The sequence below is a fragment of the Streptomyces sp. NPDC013455 genome (genome assembly GCF_040632975.1).
In the GTDB taxonomy this organism is placed as follows: domain Bacteria; phylum Actinomycetota; class Actinomycetes; order Streptomycetales; family Streptomycetaceae; genus Streptomyces.
In genome coordinates this window covers 11,786-28,022 of the sequence record NZ_JBEYCX010000019.1, presented here as the reverse complement: position 1 = coordinate 28,022, position 16,237 = coordinate 11,786, and the positions used below count along the sequence as shown (strand labels likewise).

General features: G+C 73.5%; 15 protein-coding genes and 1 pseudogene. 11 read left to right on the top strand and 5 right to left on the bottom strand.

Annotated features, from left to right (window positions below; genetic code table 11):
- Nucleotides 1–81: 81 nt before the first annotated feature.
- Nucleotides 82–900: pseudogene (locus tag ABZ576_RS26505) on the top strand (MFS transporter); the annotation flags it as partial.
- 100 nt (nucleotides 901–1,000) lie between these two features.
- Here the strand turns inward: ABZ576_RS26505 and ABZ576_RS26500 are convergent.
- The gene (locus ABZ576_RS26500) at nucleotides 1,001–2,077 is read right to left on the bottom strand and encodes a Ku protein (RefSeq protein WP_360745739.1); all 1,077 of its coding nucleotides are present in this window, start codon (nucleotides 2,075–2,077) and stop codon (nucleotides 1,001–1,003) included.
- 53 nt (nucleotides 2,078–2,130) lie between these two features.
- Here ABZ576_RS26500 and ligD point away from each other — a divergent pair, with 53 nt between their 5' ends.
- On the top strand, nucleotides 2,131–3,018 hold the full coding sequence (ligD, locus tag ABZ576_RS26495) for a non-homologous end-joining DNA ligase (RefSeq protein WP_360745736.1): 888 nt from the start codon (nucleotides 2,131–2,133) through the stop codon (nucleotides 3,016–3,018).
- Between the two features lie 121 nt (nucleotides 3,019–3,139).
- Here ligD and ABZ576_RS26490 read toward each other — a convergent pair whose 3' ends face one another.
- Entirely contained in the window at nucleotides 3,140–3,943 is an 804-nt protein-coding gene (locus ABZ576_RS26490; RefSeq protein ID WP_360745733.1) for an NERD domain-containing protein, read from the bottom strand.
- A 100-nt stretch (nucleotides 3,944–4,043) separates the two neighbouring features.
- On the opposite strand from ABZ576_RS26490, the gene ABZ576_RS26485 reads away from it, so the two are divergent.
- The 5 genes from ABZ576_RS26485 to ABZ576_RS26465 all read left to right on the top strand — a co-directional run bounded on the left by ABZ576_RS26485 (nucleotide 4,044) and on the right by ABZ576_RS26465 (nucleotide 9,646).
- Nucleotides 4,044–4,550, top strand: a complete 507-nt coding sequence (locus tag ABZ576_RS26485; protein WP_360745730.1) for a dual specificity protein phosphatase family protein — start codon at nucleotides 4,044–4,046, stop codon at nucleotides 4,548–4,550.
- A gap of 121 nt (nucleotides 4,551–4,671) precedes the next feature.
- On the top strand, nucleotides 4,672–5,445 hold the full coding sequence (locus tag ABZ576_RS26480) for a hypothetical protein (RefSeq protein WP_360745727.1): 774 nt from the start codon (nucleotides 4,672–4,674) through the stop codon (nucleotides 5,443–5,445).
- Nucleotides 5,445–6,689: a HAMP domain-containing sensor histidine kinase gene (locus tag ABZ576_RS26475; protein WP_360745724.1), complete on the top strand. Its 1,245-nt coding sequence runs from the start codon at nucleotides 5,445–5,447 to the stop codon at nucleotides 6,687–6,689. Before ABZ576_RS26480 ends, ABZ576_RS26475 begins: the two co-directional genes overlap by 1 nt.
- A 102-nt stretch (nucleotides 6,690–6,791) precedes the next feature.
- Entirely contained in the window at nucleotides 6,792–8,153 is a 1,362-nt protein-coding gene (locus tag ABZ576_RS26470; RefSeq protein WP_360745721.1) for an FtsW/RodA/SpoVE family cell cycle protein, read from the top strand.
- A 35-nt stretch (nucleotides 8,154–8,188) separates the two neighbouring features.
- Nucleotides 8,189–9,646, top strand: a complete 1,458-nt coding sequence (locus tag ABZ576_RS26465; protein WP_360746062.1) for a penicillin-binding transpeptidase domain-containing protein — start codon at nucleotides 8,189–8,191, stop codon at nucleotides 9,644–9,646.
- Between the two features lie 18 nt (nucleotides 9,647–9,664).
- On the opposite strand, the gene ABZ576_RS26460 is transcribed toward ABZ576_RS26465, so the two are convergent.
- Nucleotides 9,665–10,480, bottom strand: coding sequence for a hypothetical protein (locus ABZ576_RS26460; RefSeq protein WP_360745718.1), 816 nt, complete (start codon nucleotides 10,478–10,480; stop codon nucleotides 9,665–9,667).
- Between the two features lie 54 nt (nucleotides 10,481–10,534).
- Nucleotides 10,535–11,644 carry a ferritin-like domain-containing protein gene (locus ABZ576_RS26455; protein ID WP_360745715.1) on the bottom strand — a complete coding sequence of 370 codons (1,110 nt, stop codon included), beginning with the start codon at nucleotides 11,642–11,644 and terminating at the stop codon, nucleotides 10,535–10,537.
- 122 nt (nucleotides 11,645–11,766) lie between these two features.
- On the opposite strand from ABZ576_RS26455, the gene ABZ576_RS26450 reads away from it, so the two are divergent.
- The 4 genes from ABZ576_RS26450 to ABZ576_RS26435 all read left to right on the top strand — a co-directional run bounded on the left by ABZ576_RS26450 (nucleotide 11,767) and on the right by ABZ576_RS26435 (nucleotide 15,001).
- A complete protein-coding gene (locus tag ABZ576_RS26450; protein WP_360745712.1) occupies nucleotides 11,767–12,705 on the top strand; it encodes a diiron oxygenase in 939 nt (312 codons plus the stop codon).
- Nucleotides 12,706–12,874: 169 nt separating this feature from the next.
- Nucleotides 12,875–13,531: a helix-turn-helix domain-containing protein gene (locus ABZ576_RS26445; protein WP_360745709.1), complete on the top strand. Its 657-nt coding sequence runs from the start codon at nucleotides 12,875–12,877 to the stop codon at nucleotides 13,529–13,531.
- A complete protein-coding gene (locus ABZ576_RS26440) occupies nucleotides 13,518–13,838 on the top strand; it encodes a hypothetical protein (protein WP_360745706.1) in 321 nt (106 codons plus the stop codon). Before ABZ576_RS26445 ends, ABZ576_RS26440 begins: the two co-directional genes overlap by 14 nt.
- A gap of 110 nt (nucleotides 13,839–13,948) precedes the next feature.
- Nucleotides 13,949–15,001 (top strand): C40 family peptidase, encoded by a 1,053-nt coding sequence (locus tag ABZ576_RS26435; protein WP_360745703.1) that lies wholly within the window; start codon nucleotides 13,949–13,951, stop codon nucleotides 14,999–15,001.
- Here the strand turns inward: ABZ576_RS26435 and ABZ576_RS26430 are convergent.
- Nucleotides 14,974–16,227 (bottom strand): styrene monooxygenase/indole monooxygenase family protein, encoded by a 1,254-nt coding sequence (locus ABZ576_RS26430; protein WP_360745700.1) that lies wholly within the window; start codon nucleotides 16,225–16,227, stop codon nucleotides 14,974–14,976. The genes ABZ576_RS26435 and ABZ576_RS26430 overlap by 28 nt on opposite strands.
- Nucleotides 16,228–16,237: the final 10 nt, after the last annotated feature.

Genomic DNA, 16,237 nt, shown 5'->3' with positions numbered 1-16,237 from the left:
CCGGGGAGGACTGTGCCATGACGGAGACGACGACGGGTGTACGCGTCCCGGAGGTGGTGGACGGCGGTGAGGTGCCCCTTCGGTGTCGCGGTCGGGGCCGCGGTCTCGGCGGGCATGGCCGCGGTGACGGACGTGGCGGGACCGGCCAGGCGGCCGCTCGCGGCGCTGCTCGCCTCCTGCGCGATGGTCTTCGGTGCGGGTTGGGGGCCACTGCCGGCGGGCGTGCTGTCGCAGACGCTGCCCGCGCCCACGGTCACCGTGTTCGCCGTGGAGGCGGTCCTGCTGGTCACGGCCGCCGCGGTGGTGCTCCGGATGCCGCTACGGCGCCCCACGCGCGCCGACGCCGACGCCGACGCCGACGCCGACGCCGGCACCGGCAGCGGCAGCGGCAGCGGCAGCGGCAGCGGCGCCTGGATCCGCGTACCCGGCGTGCCCCGTGGGGCCGGTCGGCCGCTCGCCCTGGGCATCGCCGTCTTCGCACCCGGCATCACCGCCACGTCCTTCGTCCTGTCGCTCGGGCCCTCGCTGCTGTCGGGGCTGCTGGGCACCGGCAACCGGGTCGTCTCCGGGGCGCTGGCCTTCGCGATGTTCCTCTGCGCGACCTGCGCGCAGTTCGCGGTACGACGGCTGCGGCGGCGTACGGTCCTGGTCGCCGGGACCGCCGCCACCGCCACCGCCGCCACCGCCGCCACCGCCGCCGGCATGCTCGCGCTGGTCGCCGCCGTGCACACGGCTTCCGTGCCGGGACTGGCCGCTGCCGCGCTGCTGTCCGGGGCCGGCCAGGGCATGGGCCAGCTGGGCGGCCTGTCCCTGCTGAACTCCACCGTGCCGACGGGACGGCTGGCCGAGGCCAACGCGGCGCTCAACGTGGGGGGTTACCTTCCCCGGGCGAGCCTCCCGAGCGACGGAGCGGTGAGCACCCCGGAGGGGGCGGCGAGGCCGCCGAGCGGCGCAGCGCGTACGCGTACGGGCCGGTGCGTGCGGGGATCCCGTCCGCACGTCACGCCGACCGCTTCCGCGACGCGGTCTTCTTCGCCGCCGCCTTCTTCGCCGCCGTGCTCTTCGCCGTACCCTTCGCCTCCGCGTTCTTCGCCGTCGCGCGCTTCGCCGCCGTGCTCTTCGCCGTCGTCTTCGAGGCGGCGGCCCCCTCCCCCGTCTTCGCCGTCGACTTGCGCGCGGGTGCGGCCTTCTTCGCCGCTGTCGTCTTCTTCGCCGTGGACGTCGACTTCTTGCCACCCGTCTCCTTCGGCGCCGCCCGCTCCCGCCGCAGCTGTCTGACCTCGGCCTCCTCGTCGGCGGTGCCGCGCGACTCCCGGGCCGCGCGCACGCTGTTCTCCAGCGCGGCCATCAGGTCCAGGACCTTGCCGCCGGCCGCGGGGGCCGGGGCCTCGGGCGGGGCCTCGCCGGAGGCCTTCGCCGCGATGACCTCCTCCAGCGCCTCCCGGTACTCGTCGTGCAGGTCCTCCAGGTCGACCTCGCCGAGGGTGTCCATCAGGGCGTCCGCGAGGTCCAGCTCCTTGTCGCGGATGGTGACGGCGGTGTCCGGGGCGACGCCCTCGGGGGCGCGGACCTCGTCCGGCCAGAGCAGGCCGTGCATGGCGATGGCCTCGCCGACCACGCGCAGCATGCCGAGGCGCTCCCGGCCGCGCAGCGCGTACTTGGCGATGGCGACCTTGTTGCTGCGCTTGAGGGCCTCGCGCAGGAGGGTGTACGGCTTGGCGGCGGGGGCTCCGCCGGCCGCCAGGTAGTAGGCCGCGCCCATCTGGAGCGGGTCGATCCGGTCGGCCGGCACGAAGGCGACGATCTCGATGGTGCGGGCGGTGGGGATGGGCAGGTGGGAGAGGTCCTCGTCGGTGATCGGGATCATCGTGCCGTCGGCGTCCTCGTACGCCTTGCCGATCTCGGACTGGGTGACCTCGCGTTCCTCCAGCTCGCACACCTTTCGGTAGCGGATGCGGCCGTTGTCCTCGGTGTGGATCTGGCGGAAGGCGATCGAGTGGCTCTCGGTCGCGTTGACCAGCTTGATCGGGATGCTGACGAGACCGAAGGAGATGGCGCCGTTCCATATCGACCGCACGTGCCGCACCCTTCCTTGGAAGATTTTTCCGCTTTGTCTGGGATTGTCATCCTATGACGCCTATCACAGAGGTGGAGGGGCGCCGGGTCGCGCTCAGCAACCTGGAGAAGGTGCTGTATCCGGAGAGCGGCTTCACCAAAGCGGAGCTGCTGCACTACTACGCGACCACCGCCGGGGCCCTGCTGCCGCACTTGCGCGACCGCGCGGTGTCCTTCCTGCGCTATCCGGACGGGCCCGACGGGCAGCTGTTCTTCACCAAGAACGTGCCGCCGGGTACGCCCGAGTGGGTCACCACCGCCGAGGTGCCGCGGTCGTCGGCCGACAGTCCGGCCCGGATGGTCGTCGTGCAGGACCTGCCGAGCCTGGTCTGGGCGGCGAACCTGGTCGCCGAGTTCCACACGCACCAGTGGCTGGTGCAGAGCCCCGAGGAGGCGGACCGGCTGGTCTTCGACCTGGATCCGGGGCCGCCGGCGACCGTCGTGCACTGCTGCGAGGTCGCCCTGTGGCTGCGCGAGCGGCTCGCGGCGGACGGGATCGAGGCGTACCCGAAGACCGCCGGGTCGAAAGGGCTGCACCTGCTGTCGGCGGTGCGCGGCAGCTCCTCCGAGCGGACGTCCGAGTACGCGAAGGCCCTCGCGGTCGAGGCCGAGCGGGCGATGCCCCGGCTGGTGGTGCACCGGATGACCAAGAGCCTGAGGCCCGGGAAGGTGTTCGTCGACTGGAGCCAGAACGCGGCCCGCAAGACCACGGCCACCCCCTACACCCTGCGTGCCCGCCGCAGTCCGCTGGTGTCCGCACCGGTGACCTGGGAGGAGGTCGCCGACTGCCGCAGCCCGGGGCAGCTGGAGTTCCGGCCCGAGGACATCGCCCCGCGACTGGAGGACCTCGGCGACCTGATGGCCCCCCTGACGGATCCGGAGGAGGCCGTGCCGCTGCCCTGACCGATGCGGGGGGCGCGCCGCTGCCCTGACCGATGCGGGGGGGGGCGTGCCGCTGCCCTGACCGATGCGGGGGGGGCGTGCCGCTGCCCCGACCGATGCGGGGGGCGTGCCGCTGCCCCGATTACACCCTCAGCCAGGTGTTCCGGTCCCGTGCCATCCCGTGCAGCGCCTCCACGTCGGCCGGCTTGAGCACCCCGCCCAGCCGGGCCAGGCCCGCCAGCTCGTCGTCCCGCAGGACGCGCACCCCGCGCGGCCCCGCCGTCACGCTCACCTCGGCCGGGCCGACCAGGACCAGCAGCGGGCGGACCTCGGCGGTCAGGGCGTAGGAGGCGCGGTCGGCGGCGGCGCGCAGCCGGCGCAGCAGCGGCTCGGCCTCGCGGCGGCCCAGGGTGACCATCGGGTCGGCGACCAGCACCCGGCACCTGCGGGCGTACAGGGCGTGGACGGCGAACAGGCCGCCGGGGCCGATCGCCAGGTGGTGGATGCGGTCGCCGCCGGGCAGCGCGACGGAGTGCAGGGTGTGCCAGCCGGCGCCCTCCAGCCCGTCCAGCGCGAGGCCGGCGGTCTCCTCCGCGAGCAGGGCGCGGCGGCGCGGGTCGGGGCGCAGCCGGTGGGCGGGGCCGGGGTCGCGGTCGAGGGCGACGAGCAGGGCCTCGCCGGGGCGGTTGGGGGCCAGGTCGTCGTCCGGGTGGAGGGCCAGCCGGGCGAGTTCCGCGGGGGTCGGCACCGGGGGCGGGCCCACGGTCACCGGGCCGGTCAGGAAGGGTTTCAGGGCGCGCAGCACGTCGTCCCTGCCGTCCTCGGCGAGCAGGTTGACCCTGCCGGTCTCACGGTCGTACCAGGCGACGTTGCCGCCGTCCTCACGGCAGACGTACAGCCGCTCCCGGCCGTGCCGGTAGGCCGGCACCACGCGCAGTCCGCTCATGCGCCATCACCCCTCGACCATGGGAACAGGCGGGGTGCTCCGGGGGCAAGACCGGTTACCTTTGATGGCGGCCCTGCGAGGCGGAGTTGGGGAGGCGCCGTTGCGGATCCGCGGACAGCAGCCCGACGTGCCGGCTCCGGAGAGCCCGTGGAACGAGATCGTGCCCGGCCTGTGGATGGGCGGGCACGAGTTCCGGGGGCGTTCCGGGGGCCGGGAGTTCGCCGTCGTGCGCGACGAGTTCGATGTGGTGCAGTCGCTGCTGCGGCTGCCGGGGTACGGGCCCGATCCGGGCGTGGAGCACCACGTGTGGCCGATCCCGGACGGTCCGCTGGACGGGACGCAGCTCGCCGGGGTGATCCGGCTGGCGCGTGCGGTGAACGAGGCGCTGGAGGCCGGCCGGCGGGTGCTCGTGCGCTGCTACCACGGGTACAACCGCTCGGGCCTGGTCGTCGCGCACGCCCTGGTGCAGCGGGGCGACTCGGCCGATCAGGCGATCCAGCTGATCCGGGCCCGGCGCTCGGCGTGGGCGCTGCACAACGAGCTGTTCGTGGAGTACCTGCGGGCCGGGCTGTCGACCGTGCGGCTGCTGGAGGAGCTGGCCGAGTAGCCTCTCCCCCAGCACCACACCCGATACGCAAAACGGACTTTTCCCAGAATCGGTTGGCGCTTCGCCACGAACCCTCGAATTAAGGTGGACGGGCCGACCGCCCCCGTCACCCAGGAGCACCGTGCCAGCCCGTCGTCGCGCCCGTACCGCCCTCGCCGTGGCCGCCGTCGCCCTGCTCTCGGCGACGACGGCGGCCTGCGGGGACAGCGGCGGACTGCGCGGCGCCGGGGCGACCCCGACCGCCGTCAGCCCCGTCCGGCTCTGGCCCGGCCTGCGGCCGGCGTCCAGCCCGGCCTACCCGTACGACGCGGCGGTCAGGAAGACCGTCAAGGGCGTCACCGTGCCCGGCGACGACATCCGCGCGGTGGATCCGGTGGACGTCGTCGAGGCCGAGTTCAGGGCACGCCCGGACGACTACGGGTCCAAGGGGCCGTACCACGCGACCGTGGGCCGGACGGAGCAGTGCCGGCCGGGCGGCGAGCGGGCCCGCTGCCCGCTGCTGAAGCCGTACTACCGGGACCTCACCGGGGACGGCCGGCCCGATCTGACGCTCGGCTTCCGGCTGTACCCGACCAACCAGACGGCGGTGCGGGTCTACACCGTCGAGCGGCACGACCTGGTGCAGGTGCTGGCCGACAATGACGCGATCATCGGGGTGGAGCTGGCCGGCCGGGCCCTGATCGAGCGCTCGCCGGCCGACATCTCCGGCTACGAGTACCGCACCACCTGGGTGTGGGACCCGGACCAGCGCGCGATGACGTTCTCCAGCGACGAGTACCTGCACGTCGGCGACGGCCGCAAGAGCAGGTCCCCCTCTCCGTCGGCCAGTCCGTCACCGTCGGCCGGCCCGTCCCGGTCGGCCGGCCCGTCCGCCGGCGCCATGGCGAGCCCGTGATGAGGCCCGGGCTGCCCCAGTGGGCCGGGACGCTCGCCGTGAAGGCCGCCGCGTTCATCACGGTGATGTGCTGTGCGCTGGCCGCGCTGCTCGGCGCCCTCGTCCACGTCTCGGTGACCGACCAGACCGTCGGCCAGGCCCGTGACCTGGCGCTGTCCCGGCTCGCGGACGCCACCCGGGCGTACGAGGCCGGGGACACGCTGCTGCCGGGTGCCGGGGTGGACCCCGAGGGGCTGCCCGCGCCGCTGCGGGCGCTGGCGGTGGACGGGCAGCGCGGCACGATGGTCGCCACGCACCGGGGGCGGCCTGCCATGTGGGCGGCGGGGCCGGTGGCCGGGCACCGGGCGCTGGCCGTGGAGGTCGACTACTCGCAGCAGTCCCGCACCATCGCCGGGCTGGACCAGTCGATCCTGTGGTCGTCGGTGCTGGCGATCGGGGCGACGCTGCTGGTCGGCGCGTTCGCGGTGACCCGGGTGACCCGGCGGCTGCACGGCACCGCGCGGGTGGCGCGGCGGATCAGCGCCGGGGACCTGGACGCGCGGGTGGACGACCCCCGCACGAAGGATCCGACCCGGCCGCAGGACGAGGTGGCGGCGGTGGCCGCCGCGCTGGACTCGATGGCCTCTTCGCTGCAGAGCAAGCTGCAGAGCGAGCAGCGGTTCACCGCCGATGTGGCGCACGAGCTGCGCACCCCGCTCACCGGGCTGCACGCGGCGGCCGAACTGCTGCCGCCGGGCCGGCCGACGGAGCTGGTGCGGGACCGGGTGGCCGCGCTGCGCACGCTCACCGAGGACCTGCTGGAGATCTCCCGGCTGGACACCGGGCGGGAGCGGCTGGAGGTCGACACGGAGGAGCTGGGCGCTCTGGCCGAGCGGGTGGTGCGGGCCTCGGGCACCGAGACGGAGGTGCGGATCGTCGAGGACGCGCGGGTGGAGACGGACCGGCGGCGGCTGGAGCGGGTGCTGGGGAACCTGGTGGCCAACGCGCACAAGCACGGGGCTCCTCCGGTGGTGCTGGCCGTGGACGGGCACGTGGTGACCGTGCGGGACCACGGGGACGGCTATCCGGAGTACCTCCTCGCGCACGGGCCGCAGCGGTTCCGTACGGAAGGCGGGGCCAAGGGGCACGGACTGGGGCTGACCATCGCGCTGGGGCAGGCGGAGGTACTGGGCGCCGTGCTGACCTTCGCCAACGCGCCGGACGGCGGCGCGGTCGCCACACTGAGGCTGCCCGGGGCCGAGTAGGGGGCGGGGCGGGCCGACGTGGGCCGCCGGCGGTGGCCGGGAGGCGTGGTGTGCCCGGGGCGCCTGCCCGGTCAGACTTCCCTATTTCGGTAGGTTCCGGGCATGACGAAGGCCGGAACCACTGTGACCGCGGCCCCCGCTCCCGCACGCGCCGTACGCCTCCCCCGGCGCCGCGGTATCGAACTCTCCCTGCTCGTGCTGGCCGTCCTGCTGTCGGTGTACGGCTACTGCGCGGTGGGGCTGGCACGGACCGGCACCGTGCCGCCCGGTGCCGTCGGCTACGGCGCCGGGCTCGCCGTGCTCGCCCTCTTCGCGCACCTCGCGGTCCGGATCCGGGCGCCGTACGCCGATCCGCTGCCGCTGCCCATCGGCGTGCTGCTCAACGGCCTCGGGCTGGTGCTGATCTACCGGCTCGACCTGGAGACACCGGGCGACCGGGCGGCCCCCACCCAGCTGGTGTGGTCCACGCTCGGCGTCGGTCTGTTCATCGGCGTCGTGCTGGTGCTGCGCGACCACCGGGTGCTCCAGCGGTACGCGTACGTGTGCGTGGTGGCCGCCCTGGTGCTGCTGGTGCTGCCGATCCTGTTCCCGGCGGTCAACGGCGCCCGGATCTGGATCCGGATCGCCGGGTTCTCCATCCAGCCGGGCGAGTTCGCCAAGGTGCTGCTCGCGGTGTTCTTCGCCGCCTACCTGGCCGCCAACCGCAGTGCGCTCGCGTACACCGGCCGCCGGCTGTGGCGGCTGCAGTTCCCGACCGGGCGGGTGCTCGGGCCGATCCTGACGATCTGGCTGGTCAGCGTGGGCGTGCTCGTGCTGGAGCGGGACCTCGGGACCTCGCTGCTGTTCTTCGGGCTGTTCGTGGTGCTGCTCTACGTCGCCACCGGGCGGACCGGGTGGATCGCGGTCGGGCTGCTGCTGGCCCTGCTCGGCGCCTTCGCCGTCGGGCGCCTGGAGCCGCACGTGGGCGGGCGGATCGAGGACTGGCTGCACCCGTTCGCCACGATCGAGGCCGGACTCGGCCCCAACCAGCTCTCGCAGTCCCTGTTCGCGTTCGCCGCCGGCGGCGTCCTCGGCACCGGACTCGGGCTCGGCCACTCGATCCTGATCGGCTTCGCCGTCAAGTCGGACTTCATCCTGGCGACGGCCGGCGAGGAGCTGGGCCTCGCGGGTCTGGCGGCGATCGTGCTGCTGTACGCGCTGCTGGTGGAGCGCGGCTACCGGGCCGGCCTCGCGCTGCGCGAGCCGTTCGGCCGGCTCCTCGCCGTCGGCCTCGCCTCGATCGTGGCGCTGCAGGTGTTCGTGATCGCCGGCGGCGTGACCGGGCTGATCCCGCTGACCGGCATGGCGATGCCGTTCCTCGCCCAGGGGGGCTCCTCGGTGGTCACCAACTGGGCGATGGTGGCGCTGCTGATCCGGGTCAGCGACTCGGCGCGCAGCCAGTACGACGGCCGGGAGGCACCGTGAGGGAGTACGGCGCCTTCTCCGAGGGCGGGCGGCCGATGGCCCGGTACATCCGGCACGCCTGCGGGTTCTGCGCCCTGCTGCTGGCCGCCCTGCTGGTCAACGCCACCCGGGTGCAGGTCGTCCAGTCCGGCGAGTACGACGGCAACCCGGCCAACCGCCGGGCCACCATCGCCCGTTACCAGCAGCCGCGCGGCGACATCCTGGTGGGCGGCCGGCCGGTCACCGGGTCCGTGGACACCGGCGAGCAGCTGCGCTACGAACGCACCTACACCGACGGCCCGCTGTACGCGCCGGTCACCGGTTTCGCCTCGCAGACGTACGGCACCGCCTTCCTGGAGCACGCCGAGGACGGGGTGCTCGCCGGCACCGATCCGATGCTGGCGCCGCTGCCGCTGTGGAACGACGTGACGCGCGGGCGCACGCCCGGCGGGGACGTCGTCACGACCCTGCACCGGCGCGCGCAGGAGGCCGCGTACCGGGGGCTCGCCGGGCGCAAGGGCGCGGTGGCCGCCGTGGAGCCGGCCACGGGCCGGATCCTGGCCCTGGTGACCAGCCCGTCGTACGACCCCTCCGAGCTGTCCGGCAACAACGAGGCGGTGGCGTCGGCGTGGGCCCGGCTCAACGACGACCCGGAGAAGCCGATGCTCAACCGGGCGGTGCGGCAGACCTATCCGCCGGGGTCGACGTTCAAGGTGGTCACCGCGGCGGCGGCACTGGACGCGGGTGTGGTCACCGATCTGGACGCGCGCACCGACTCGCCCGATCCCTACCGGCTGCCCGGCACCACCACCCGGCTGACCAACGAGGCCGACGGCTGCACGGACGCCTCGGTGCGGGACGCCTTCGAGTGGTCCTGCAACACGGTCTTCGCCAAGCTGGGCGTGGAGGTGGGGGTGCGGGACATGGCCGCGACGGCGCAGGCGTTCGGGTTCAACGACGACGGCCTGCGCATTCCGTTCTCCGTGTCGCCGAGCACCTTCGACACGCACGTGGACCGGGCGCAGCTCGCGCTGTCCTCGATCGGGCAGTACAACACGCGGGCCACGCCGCTGCAGATGGCGATGGTCGCGGCGGCGGTCGCCGACGGCGGCCGGCTGCGGCCGCCGTACCTGGTGGAGCGGACCACCCGGCGCGGCGGCGAGACGATCGCCGGCAGCGGGGCGCGGCCGGGGCGGCAGGTGATGCGGCCGGCCACCGCGGCCCGGCTGAAGGAGCTCATGGCCGGGGTGGTGCGGGAGGGCACCGGGACCCGGGCGGCCATCCCCGGCCTGCTGGTCGGCGGCAAGACCGGTACCGCCCAGCACGGGGTCGGCAACTCGGGGGTGCCCTACGCCTGGTTCGTCTCCTGGGCGCAGGCCGAGGACGCGCCGGAGCCGCAGGTGGCGGTCGCGGTGGTGGTGGAGGACGCCTCGGCGGACCGGGGCGAGATCAGCGGCGGCGGGGACGCCGCCCCCATCGCGAAGGAGGTGATGCGGGCGGTCCTCGGCGTCTGACGCGGCTGCCGGCGGCGGTCAGCCGATGGGCTTGCGCGTCTCGGCGCGGATCGTGAGGGTCTTGCGTGCGAACGCCTCCAGGTCCACCTTCTCGGGGTCCTGGTTCATGGCCGCCGTGGTCACCTCGGCGACCGTGGCGCCCGTGTTGCCGTCGGCCCAGGCGCAGACGGGCACGGTGATCTTCGTGCCGAGGTGCTCCTCGGCCAGCACCTCGCAGGACAGGGTGACGCCGTCCAGCTCGAACTCCTTCGCCGGTACGGCGACCGTGGCGCCGTCGCCCTCGCCGGCGCCCTTCATCATGTTCTCGCGGGCCTCGTCGGTGTTCTTGAACCGGCCGTACATGCCGGACACCACCAGGGTGCCCTTGGCCTCGTCACCGCCGGGGCTGTAGGTGCCGACCACGCCGTGGGTGTCCTTGGCGTCCCAGGCGCCGTCGGCCTCCTCGCTGATCTTGCTGCCCTCGGAGGCGGAGAGGTCGTCGACGAGTTCGTACTTCCCGTCGAGCAGCTTCCGGGGCAGGGTCAGCTTGTGCTCGGCCGCGGGGAACCCGCTCTCGGCCACCGCGCCGATCACGATGAGTGCCGCGATCACGGTCGCGACGACGCCGCCCACGATGCCGAGCACGAGACCGACCCGCCGCTTCTTCGGCGGCGGTGCCATGGGCGGGACGCCCCAGCCGGGGTACGGCTGCTGGGGCGGATAGGGCTGCTGGGGCGGGTGGGGCTGCTGGGGCGGGTAGGGCGCTTGCGGATACGGGGAGCCGTACGGCCCCGGGGCCTGCGGGGGCTGCTGCCCGTGGGGGCCCGGGTTCTGCGGCGGCGGAGGCATGGACACGCCAGCACGCTACTGCACCCGGGTGAACGGACCGGCAGCGCACCCCGCGAGGGGTCAGTCCTCCGCCGCCCCGGTCTCGATGGCCGCCTCCACCTCGGCCACCCGGTCCCGCTCCTCGGCGGCGAAGCGCTCGGCGTCCAGCTTCTCGGCCAGCTCCTCGTCCTGGGCCATGAGCAGATCCAGGTTGGCGTCCCCCAGCTCGAAGACGCCCAGGTCGGCGTAGGCCCGCTGGAGCCGTTCGCCCCACAGGCCGATGTCCTTGACGCACGGCACGATGCGGCTGAACAGCAGCTTGCGGAAGAGCCGGAGGAACTCGGAGCGCTCGCTCAGCGCCTGCGCCTCGGCCTTGGGGATGCCGAAGTTCTCCAGCACCTCCACCCCGCGCAGCCGGTCGCGCATGAGGTAGCAGCCCTCGATGACGAACTCCTCGCGTTCGCGCAGTTCGGCGTCGGTGAGCTGCTTGTAGTAGTCGCGCAGCGCCATCCGCCCGAAGGCCACGTGCCGGGCCTCGTCCTGCATGACGTAGGTGAGGATCTGCTTGGGCAGCGGCTTGTCCGTGGTGTCCCGGATCATGCCGAACGCGGCCAGCGCCAGGCCCTCGATCAGTACCTGCATGCCGAGGTAGGGCATGTCCCAGCGGCTGTCGCGCAGGGTGTCGCCGAGCAGTGACTGGAGGTTGTCGTTGATCGGGTAGACGAGCCCTATCTTCTCGTGCAGGAACCGGCTGTATATCTCGGCGTGCCGGGCCTCGTCCATGGTCTGGGTCGCCGAGTAGAACTTGGCGTCCATGTCGGGCACCGACTCCACGATCCGGGCCGCGCAGATCATCGCGCCCTGCTCGCCGTGCAGGAACTGGCTGAACTGCCAGGAGGCGTAGTGCCGGCGCAGCTCGCCCTTGTCCTTGTCGGAGAGCTTGGCCCAGTACGGGGTGCCGTACAGGGACATCGCCTCCTCGGGCGTGCCGAGGGCGTCGTGCGGGTCGACCTCCAGGTCCCAGTCGATCCGGGTCCGCCCGTCCCACTGCTTGTCCTTGCCCTTCTGGTACAGGGCGAGCAGGCGGTCCCGGCCGTCGTCGTACTCCCAGCTGAACCGGGCGTGGCCGGCGGCGGGCACCTGCCAGAGGGGGTCCGTGGGGTCGTTGGCGTAGAGGTCGTGCGTCGGCATACCCGGCAGGCTCACACGCGGACGCCGGACCAACAAGTGCTGCGCGAGGGATTGACGTGCTTGCTGACAAGCAGTCTCATAAGACGCACGACGACTACCCCGGGTAACGAGGTGAGGGAGCCATGACGACCCTGACGGAAGCGGACGCGCTGGACGGGCTGCGCGACGCGCTCGGCCTGCTCAAGGACCGGGAACAGGTGGCCGAACGGCTGCTCGTCTCTTCCGCCAAGCACTCCTTCGACCCGGACGAGGAGCTGGACTGGGACGCGCCCTTCGAGGAGGGCAAGTGGTTCTGGCCGCCGGAGCTGGTGTCGCTGTACGACACGCCGATGTGGAAGCGGATGGGCGAGGAGCAGCGCATCCTGCTCTCCCAGCACGAGGCCGCCGCGCTGGCCTCGCTCGGCATCTGGTTCGAGATCATCCTGATGCAGCTGCTCGTCCGGCACATCTACGACAAGGCGGCGACGAGCGCGCACGTGCGGTACGCGCTCACCGAGATCGAGGACGAGTGCCGGCACTCGAAGATGTTCGCGCGGCTGATCCAGCGGGGCGGCACGCCCTGGTACCCGGTCAGCCGCGCCCACCAGCACCTGGGCCGCCTCTTCAAGACCATCTCCACGACCCCCGGCTCCTTCACCGCCACGCTCCTCGGCGAGGAGGTGCTGGACTGGATGCAGCGGCTGACCTTCCCGGACGAGCGGGTGCAGCCGCTGGTCCGGGGCGTCACGCGCATCCACGTCGTGGAGGAGGCGCGCCATGTGCGGTACGCCCGTGAGGAGCTGCGGCGCCAGATGGTGACCGCGCCGAAGTGGTCCCAGGAGTTCACCCGCGTCACCTCCGGGGAGTTCGCCCGGGTCTTCTCCGTCGCCTTCGTCAACCCCGAGGTGTACACCAGCGTCGGCCTCGACAAGCGGGAGGCGATGGCGCAGGTGAAGGCGAGCGGGCACCGCAGGGAGGTCATGCAGACCGGCGCCAAGCGCCTGACCGACTTCCTGGACGACATCGGGGTGCTGCGGGGCGTGGGCCGGCGCCTGTGGAGGTCGTCAGGCCTGCTGGCCTGAGACCGTCGGGCCTGGCCGGCCCGAGGCCGTCCGGCCTGCCGCCTGACGCCGTCGGGCCTGCCGGCCCTGAGGCCGTCGGGCCTGCCGGCCTGATCAGGGCGGCGGGCGGTCGCCGCGGACCCGTGGCCGCCCGCGCCCGGGCACGCCCACGGCGATTAGGCTGGCCCGCATGACCCCGTCGGCCACCCCCGCCTACCGCCGGCTCAGTGTCGAGGAGCGGCGCAGCCAGCTCCTCGACGCCGCGCTCTCCCTCTTCGCGCACCGGGCGCCCGAGGACGTCTCCCTGGACGACGTGGCGGAGGCGGCCGGGGTCTCGCGGCCGTTGGTGTACCGGTACTTCCCGGGCGGCAAGCAGCAGTTGTACGAAGCCGCGCTGCGGTCGGCCGCCGAGGAGCTGCGCAACTGCTTCGGGGAGCCCCTGGAGGGCCCGCTGCTGCCCCGGCTGGCCCGCGCCCTGGACCGCTACCTGGCCTTCGTCGACGAGCACGACACGGGTTTCAGCGCCCTGCTCCAGGGCGGCAGCGTGGTCGAGACGTCCCGGACCACCGCGATCGTGGACGGGGTCCGCCGGTCCGCCGCCGAGCACATCTACCGGCACCTCGGCATCGCCGCCCCCGGACCCCGGCTGCGCATGACCGTCCGGATGTGGATCACGGCCGTCGAGGCGGCCTCCCTGATCTGGCTGGACGAGGAGAAGCAGCCGCCCGCCGGGGAGCTGCGCGACTGGCTGGTGGACCAGTTCGTGGCCGTCCTCACCGTCACCGCGGGCCGGGACCCGCAGACCGCCGCGCTGGTCGGCGCGCTCGCCGGGGATGACCGAGACTGAAGCCGTGAAGAGCCAGGACACCCCCTTCGAGGGCGGCCCCATGGACGGGCGTGTGCTGCCCGTCCTCGTCGGCCCCACCGGGCACCCCCCGAAGACGTACCGCATCCCCGTCCCGGACCCGGACGGCGGCCCGCCCACCGTGCTGGTCTACCACCGCGTGCCGCGGGGGCACAGCAGGCGGCTGGGACTGATCCAGGGGTGGAAGTACCGGTACGACCCGGACGACAGGTCCGGGGGGAAGCTCAGGTGGCCCTGGTCCAAGCCGTCGGACCCGCCGCGCGGCACGCCCGGCGACACCCACGGGTGACAGGTCTACGCCGAACCGCGCAGCCCGGCGTGCGCCACATGCGCATCATCTGATTATCGCGGTGCGATGGGAAGTGGAACGCCCACCCTCCCCGCAACGGAGATGATGACGTGTCAGGAAGCCTTCTGCGTCTGGCCTGTACGGCGGCGGTGGCGGCCCAGGCCGTCCTCGCGCCCGTACCCGCCGCGGCCGCACCGGAGCCGCGGCGGTCCGTGGCCGAGCTGCTGACGGACCTCCAGCGGCTGTACCGGCAGACCGAACAGGCCGCCGAGAAGTACAACGCCACCACGGAGCAGCTGGAGCGGCAGCGCGCCGAGGTGCACCGGCTCGACGGCGAGCTGGCCCACGCCCGGCTCGCCCTCCAGGGCAGCCGCACCGACGTCGGCCGCCTGGCCCGGCAGCAGTACCAGAACAGCGGCGGCCTCGGTCCCTACGTCCGCCTCCTGCTCGCGCCCGACCCGCAAGCCGCGCTGGACGAGGGCCATGTCATCGGCGAGCTGGCCCGCGCCCGGGCCCGGACGGTGGCCCGGCTCGCCGACACCGAGAAGCGCAAGGACACGCTGGCCCGGGCGGCCCGCAAGGCCCTCGACACCCAGCTCGTGCTGGCCGGCCGGCAGAAGAAGCAGCGTGACGACGTCCGCACCGAACTGGCCGGCGTGGAGCGGCTGCTGGCCACCCTCACCCCGGAGCAGCTCACGGCCGTGGCCCGGCTGGAGCGGCAGGGAGTCGCCGAGGCCCAGCAGCGCCTCACCACCGCCGGCTCGCTGCCGGCCGACCGCCCGGCCTCGCCCGTGGGCGCCCGCGCGGTCCGCTACGCCATGGAGCAGGTCGGCAAACCGTACGAGTGGGGCGCGGCGGGCCCCGACGCCTACGACTGCTCCGGCCTCACCTCGCAGGCGTGGTCCCAGGCGGGCACCCCCATCCCGCGCACCAGCCAGGAGCAGTGGGACCGGCTGAAGCGGGTCCCACTGCCGCAGCTCAGGCCGGGCGACCTGGTCGTCTACTTCCCCGACGCGACCCACGTGGCGCTGTACGTCGGCAACGGCCGGGTCGTCCAGGCGCCGCGCCCCGGGGAGCGGGTCACGGTCTCCCCCCTGGCGTCCTATCCGGTGCTCGGCGCCGTACGCCCCGACGATCAGGCCCCGGCGACCGAGGCCAGGTAGGCGGCCGTCTTGTCGGGGTCGTAGAAGAAGTCCTCGAAGTCGGCCGGGTCGTTGAAGGCGTTGGCGAATCGATCCGCCACCGGCTGGAGGCCGCCCGCCGCGCCCAGCAGGTTCAGCACGTGCTCCGGCGGCGGCGCCAGCATCGCGTTCGTCCACTTCGTGACGTGCTGGGCGGTGGCCCAGTACCGGTCGAACGTCCGCCGCATCCACTCCTCGTCGAACGGCTCCTCGCCCCGCTCCAGGATGGACGCCAGGTACGCCGCCGCGCACTTGGCCGCCGAGTTGGAGCCCTGTCCGGTGATCGGGTCGTTGGCGACGACGACGTCGGCCACGCCCAGCACCAGCCCGCCGCCGGGCAGCCGGCCGACGGGGTTGCGGACGGTGGGGGCGTAGCGGCCGGCCAGGGTGCCGCCGGCGTCCGTGAGCTCCACCCGCGTGGCCCGCGCGTACTCCCAGGGCGTGAACCGCTCCATGAGTTCCAGGGTCAGGGAGAGGTGCTCCGCCGGGTCCTTGACGCCGTTGAAGACGTCGAGCGGGCCACCGGGTATGCCCTCCCAGAACAGGATGTCGGCGCGGCCCGAGGTGGTGAGCGTCGGCATGACGAAGAGCTCGCCGACGCCGGGGACCACGTTGCAGCGGACCGCGTCGAACTCCGGGTGCTCCGGGCGCGGGCCGAGACCGTGGACGTAGGCCACCGCCAGCGCCCGCTGCGGCTCGCTGTACGGGGAGCGCTCGGGGTCGCGGGCGAACATCGACACCAGCTCGCCCTTGCCGGCCGCGACCAGGACGAGGTCGTAGGCGCGGGAAAAGTAGTCGAGGTCGCCGACCGCCGCGCCGTGGATGACCAGCTGGCCGCCGCGCTGCGCGAAGGTCTCCATCCAGCCGGCCATCTTCACCCGCTGGTCGACCGACTGCGCGTACCCGTCCAGCCTGCCCACCCAGTCGATCGCCCGCTGGGTGGGGCCCGGGTCGTGCGAGCCGGGTGCCGCCACCGAGACGCCGAGCCCCTCGATCTTCGGGGCCTGGGACTCCCAGAAGTTCAGCTGGAGATCGCGCTCGTGCTGGAGGGCGGTGTCGAACATGCACTGCGTCGACATGACCCGTCCGGAGCGGATCTCGTCGGCGGTCCGGTTCGACATCAGGGTGACCTCGTAGCCGTGCGACTGGAGGCCGAGGGCGAGCTGGAGGCCGGACTGGCCGGCTCCGACGACGAGTATCTTGCGCATGGGGGTGGTG

What these genes read in the sequence shown, in the direction of transcription:
- ligD (WP_360745736.1), top strand. Translation starts at nt 2,131, where the DNA reads ATGACGCCTATCACAGAGGTGGAGGGGCGCCGGGTCGCGCTCAGCAAC.
- ABZ576_RS26490 (WP_360745733.1), bottom strand. Translation starts at nt 3,943, where the DNA reads ATGAGCGGACTGCGCGTGGTGCCGGCCTACCGGCACGGCCGGGAGCGG.
- ABZ576_RS26475 (WP_360745724.1), top strand. Translation starts at nt 5,445, where the DNA reads ATGAGGCCCGGGCTGCCCCAGTGGGCCGGGACGCTCGCCGTGAAGGCC.
- ABZ576_RS26470 (WP_360745721.1), top strand. Translation starts at nt 6,792, where the DNA reads ATGACGAAGGCCGGAACCACTGTGACCGCGGCCCCCGCTCCCGCACGC.
- ABZ576_RS26465 (WP_360746062.1), top strand. Translation starts at nt 8,189, where the DNA reads ATGGCCCGGTACATCCGGCACGCCTGCGGGTTCTGCGCCCTGCTGCTG.
- ABZ576_RS26455 (WP_360745715.1), bottom strand. Translation starts at nt 11,644, where the DNA reads ATGCCGACGCACGACCTCTACGCCAACGACCCCACGGACCCCCTCTGG.
- ABZ576_RS26450 (WP_360745712.1), top strand. Translation starts at nt 11,767, where the DNA reads ATGACGACCCTGACGGAAGCGGACGCGCTGGACGGGCTGCGCGACGCG.
- ABZ576_RS26445 (WP_360745709.1), top strand. Translation starts at nt 12,875, where the DNA reads ATGACCCCGTCGGCCACCCCCGCCTACCGCCGGCTCAGTGTCGAGGAG.
- ABZ576_RS26440 (WP_360745706.1), top strand. Translation starts at nt 13,518, where the DNA reads ATGACCGAGACTGAAGCCGTGAAGAGCCAGGACACCCCCTTCGAGGGC.
- ABZ576_RS26430 (WP_360745700.1), bottom strand. Translation starts at nt 16,227, where the DNA reads ATGCGCAAGATACTCGTCGTCGGAGCCGGCCAGTCCGGCCTCCAGCTC.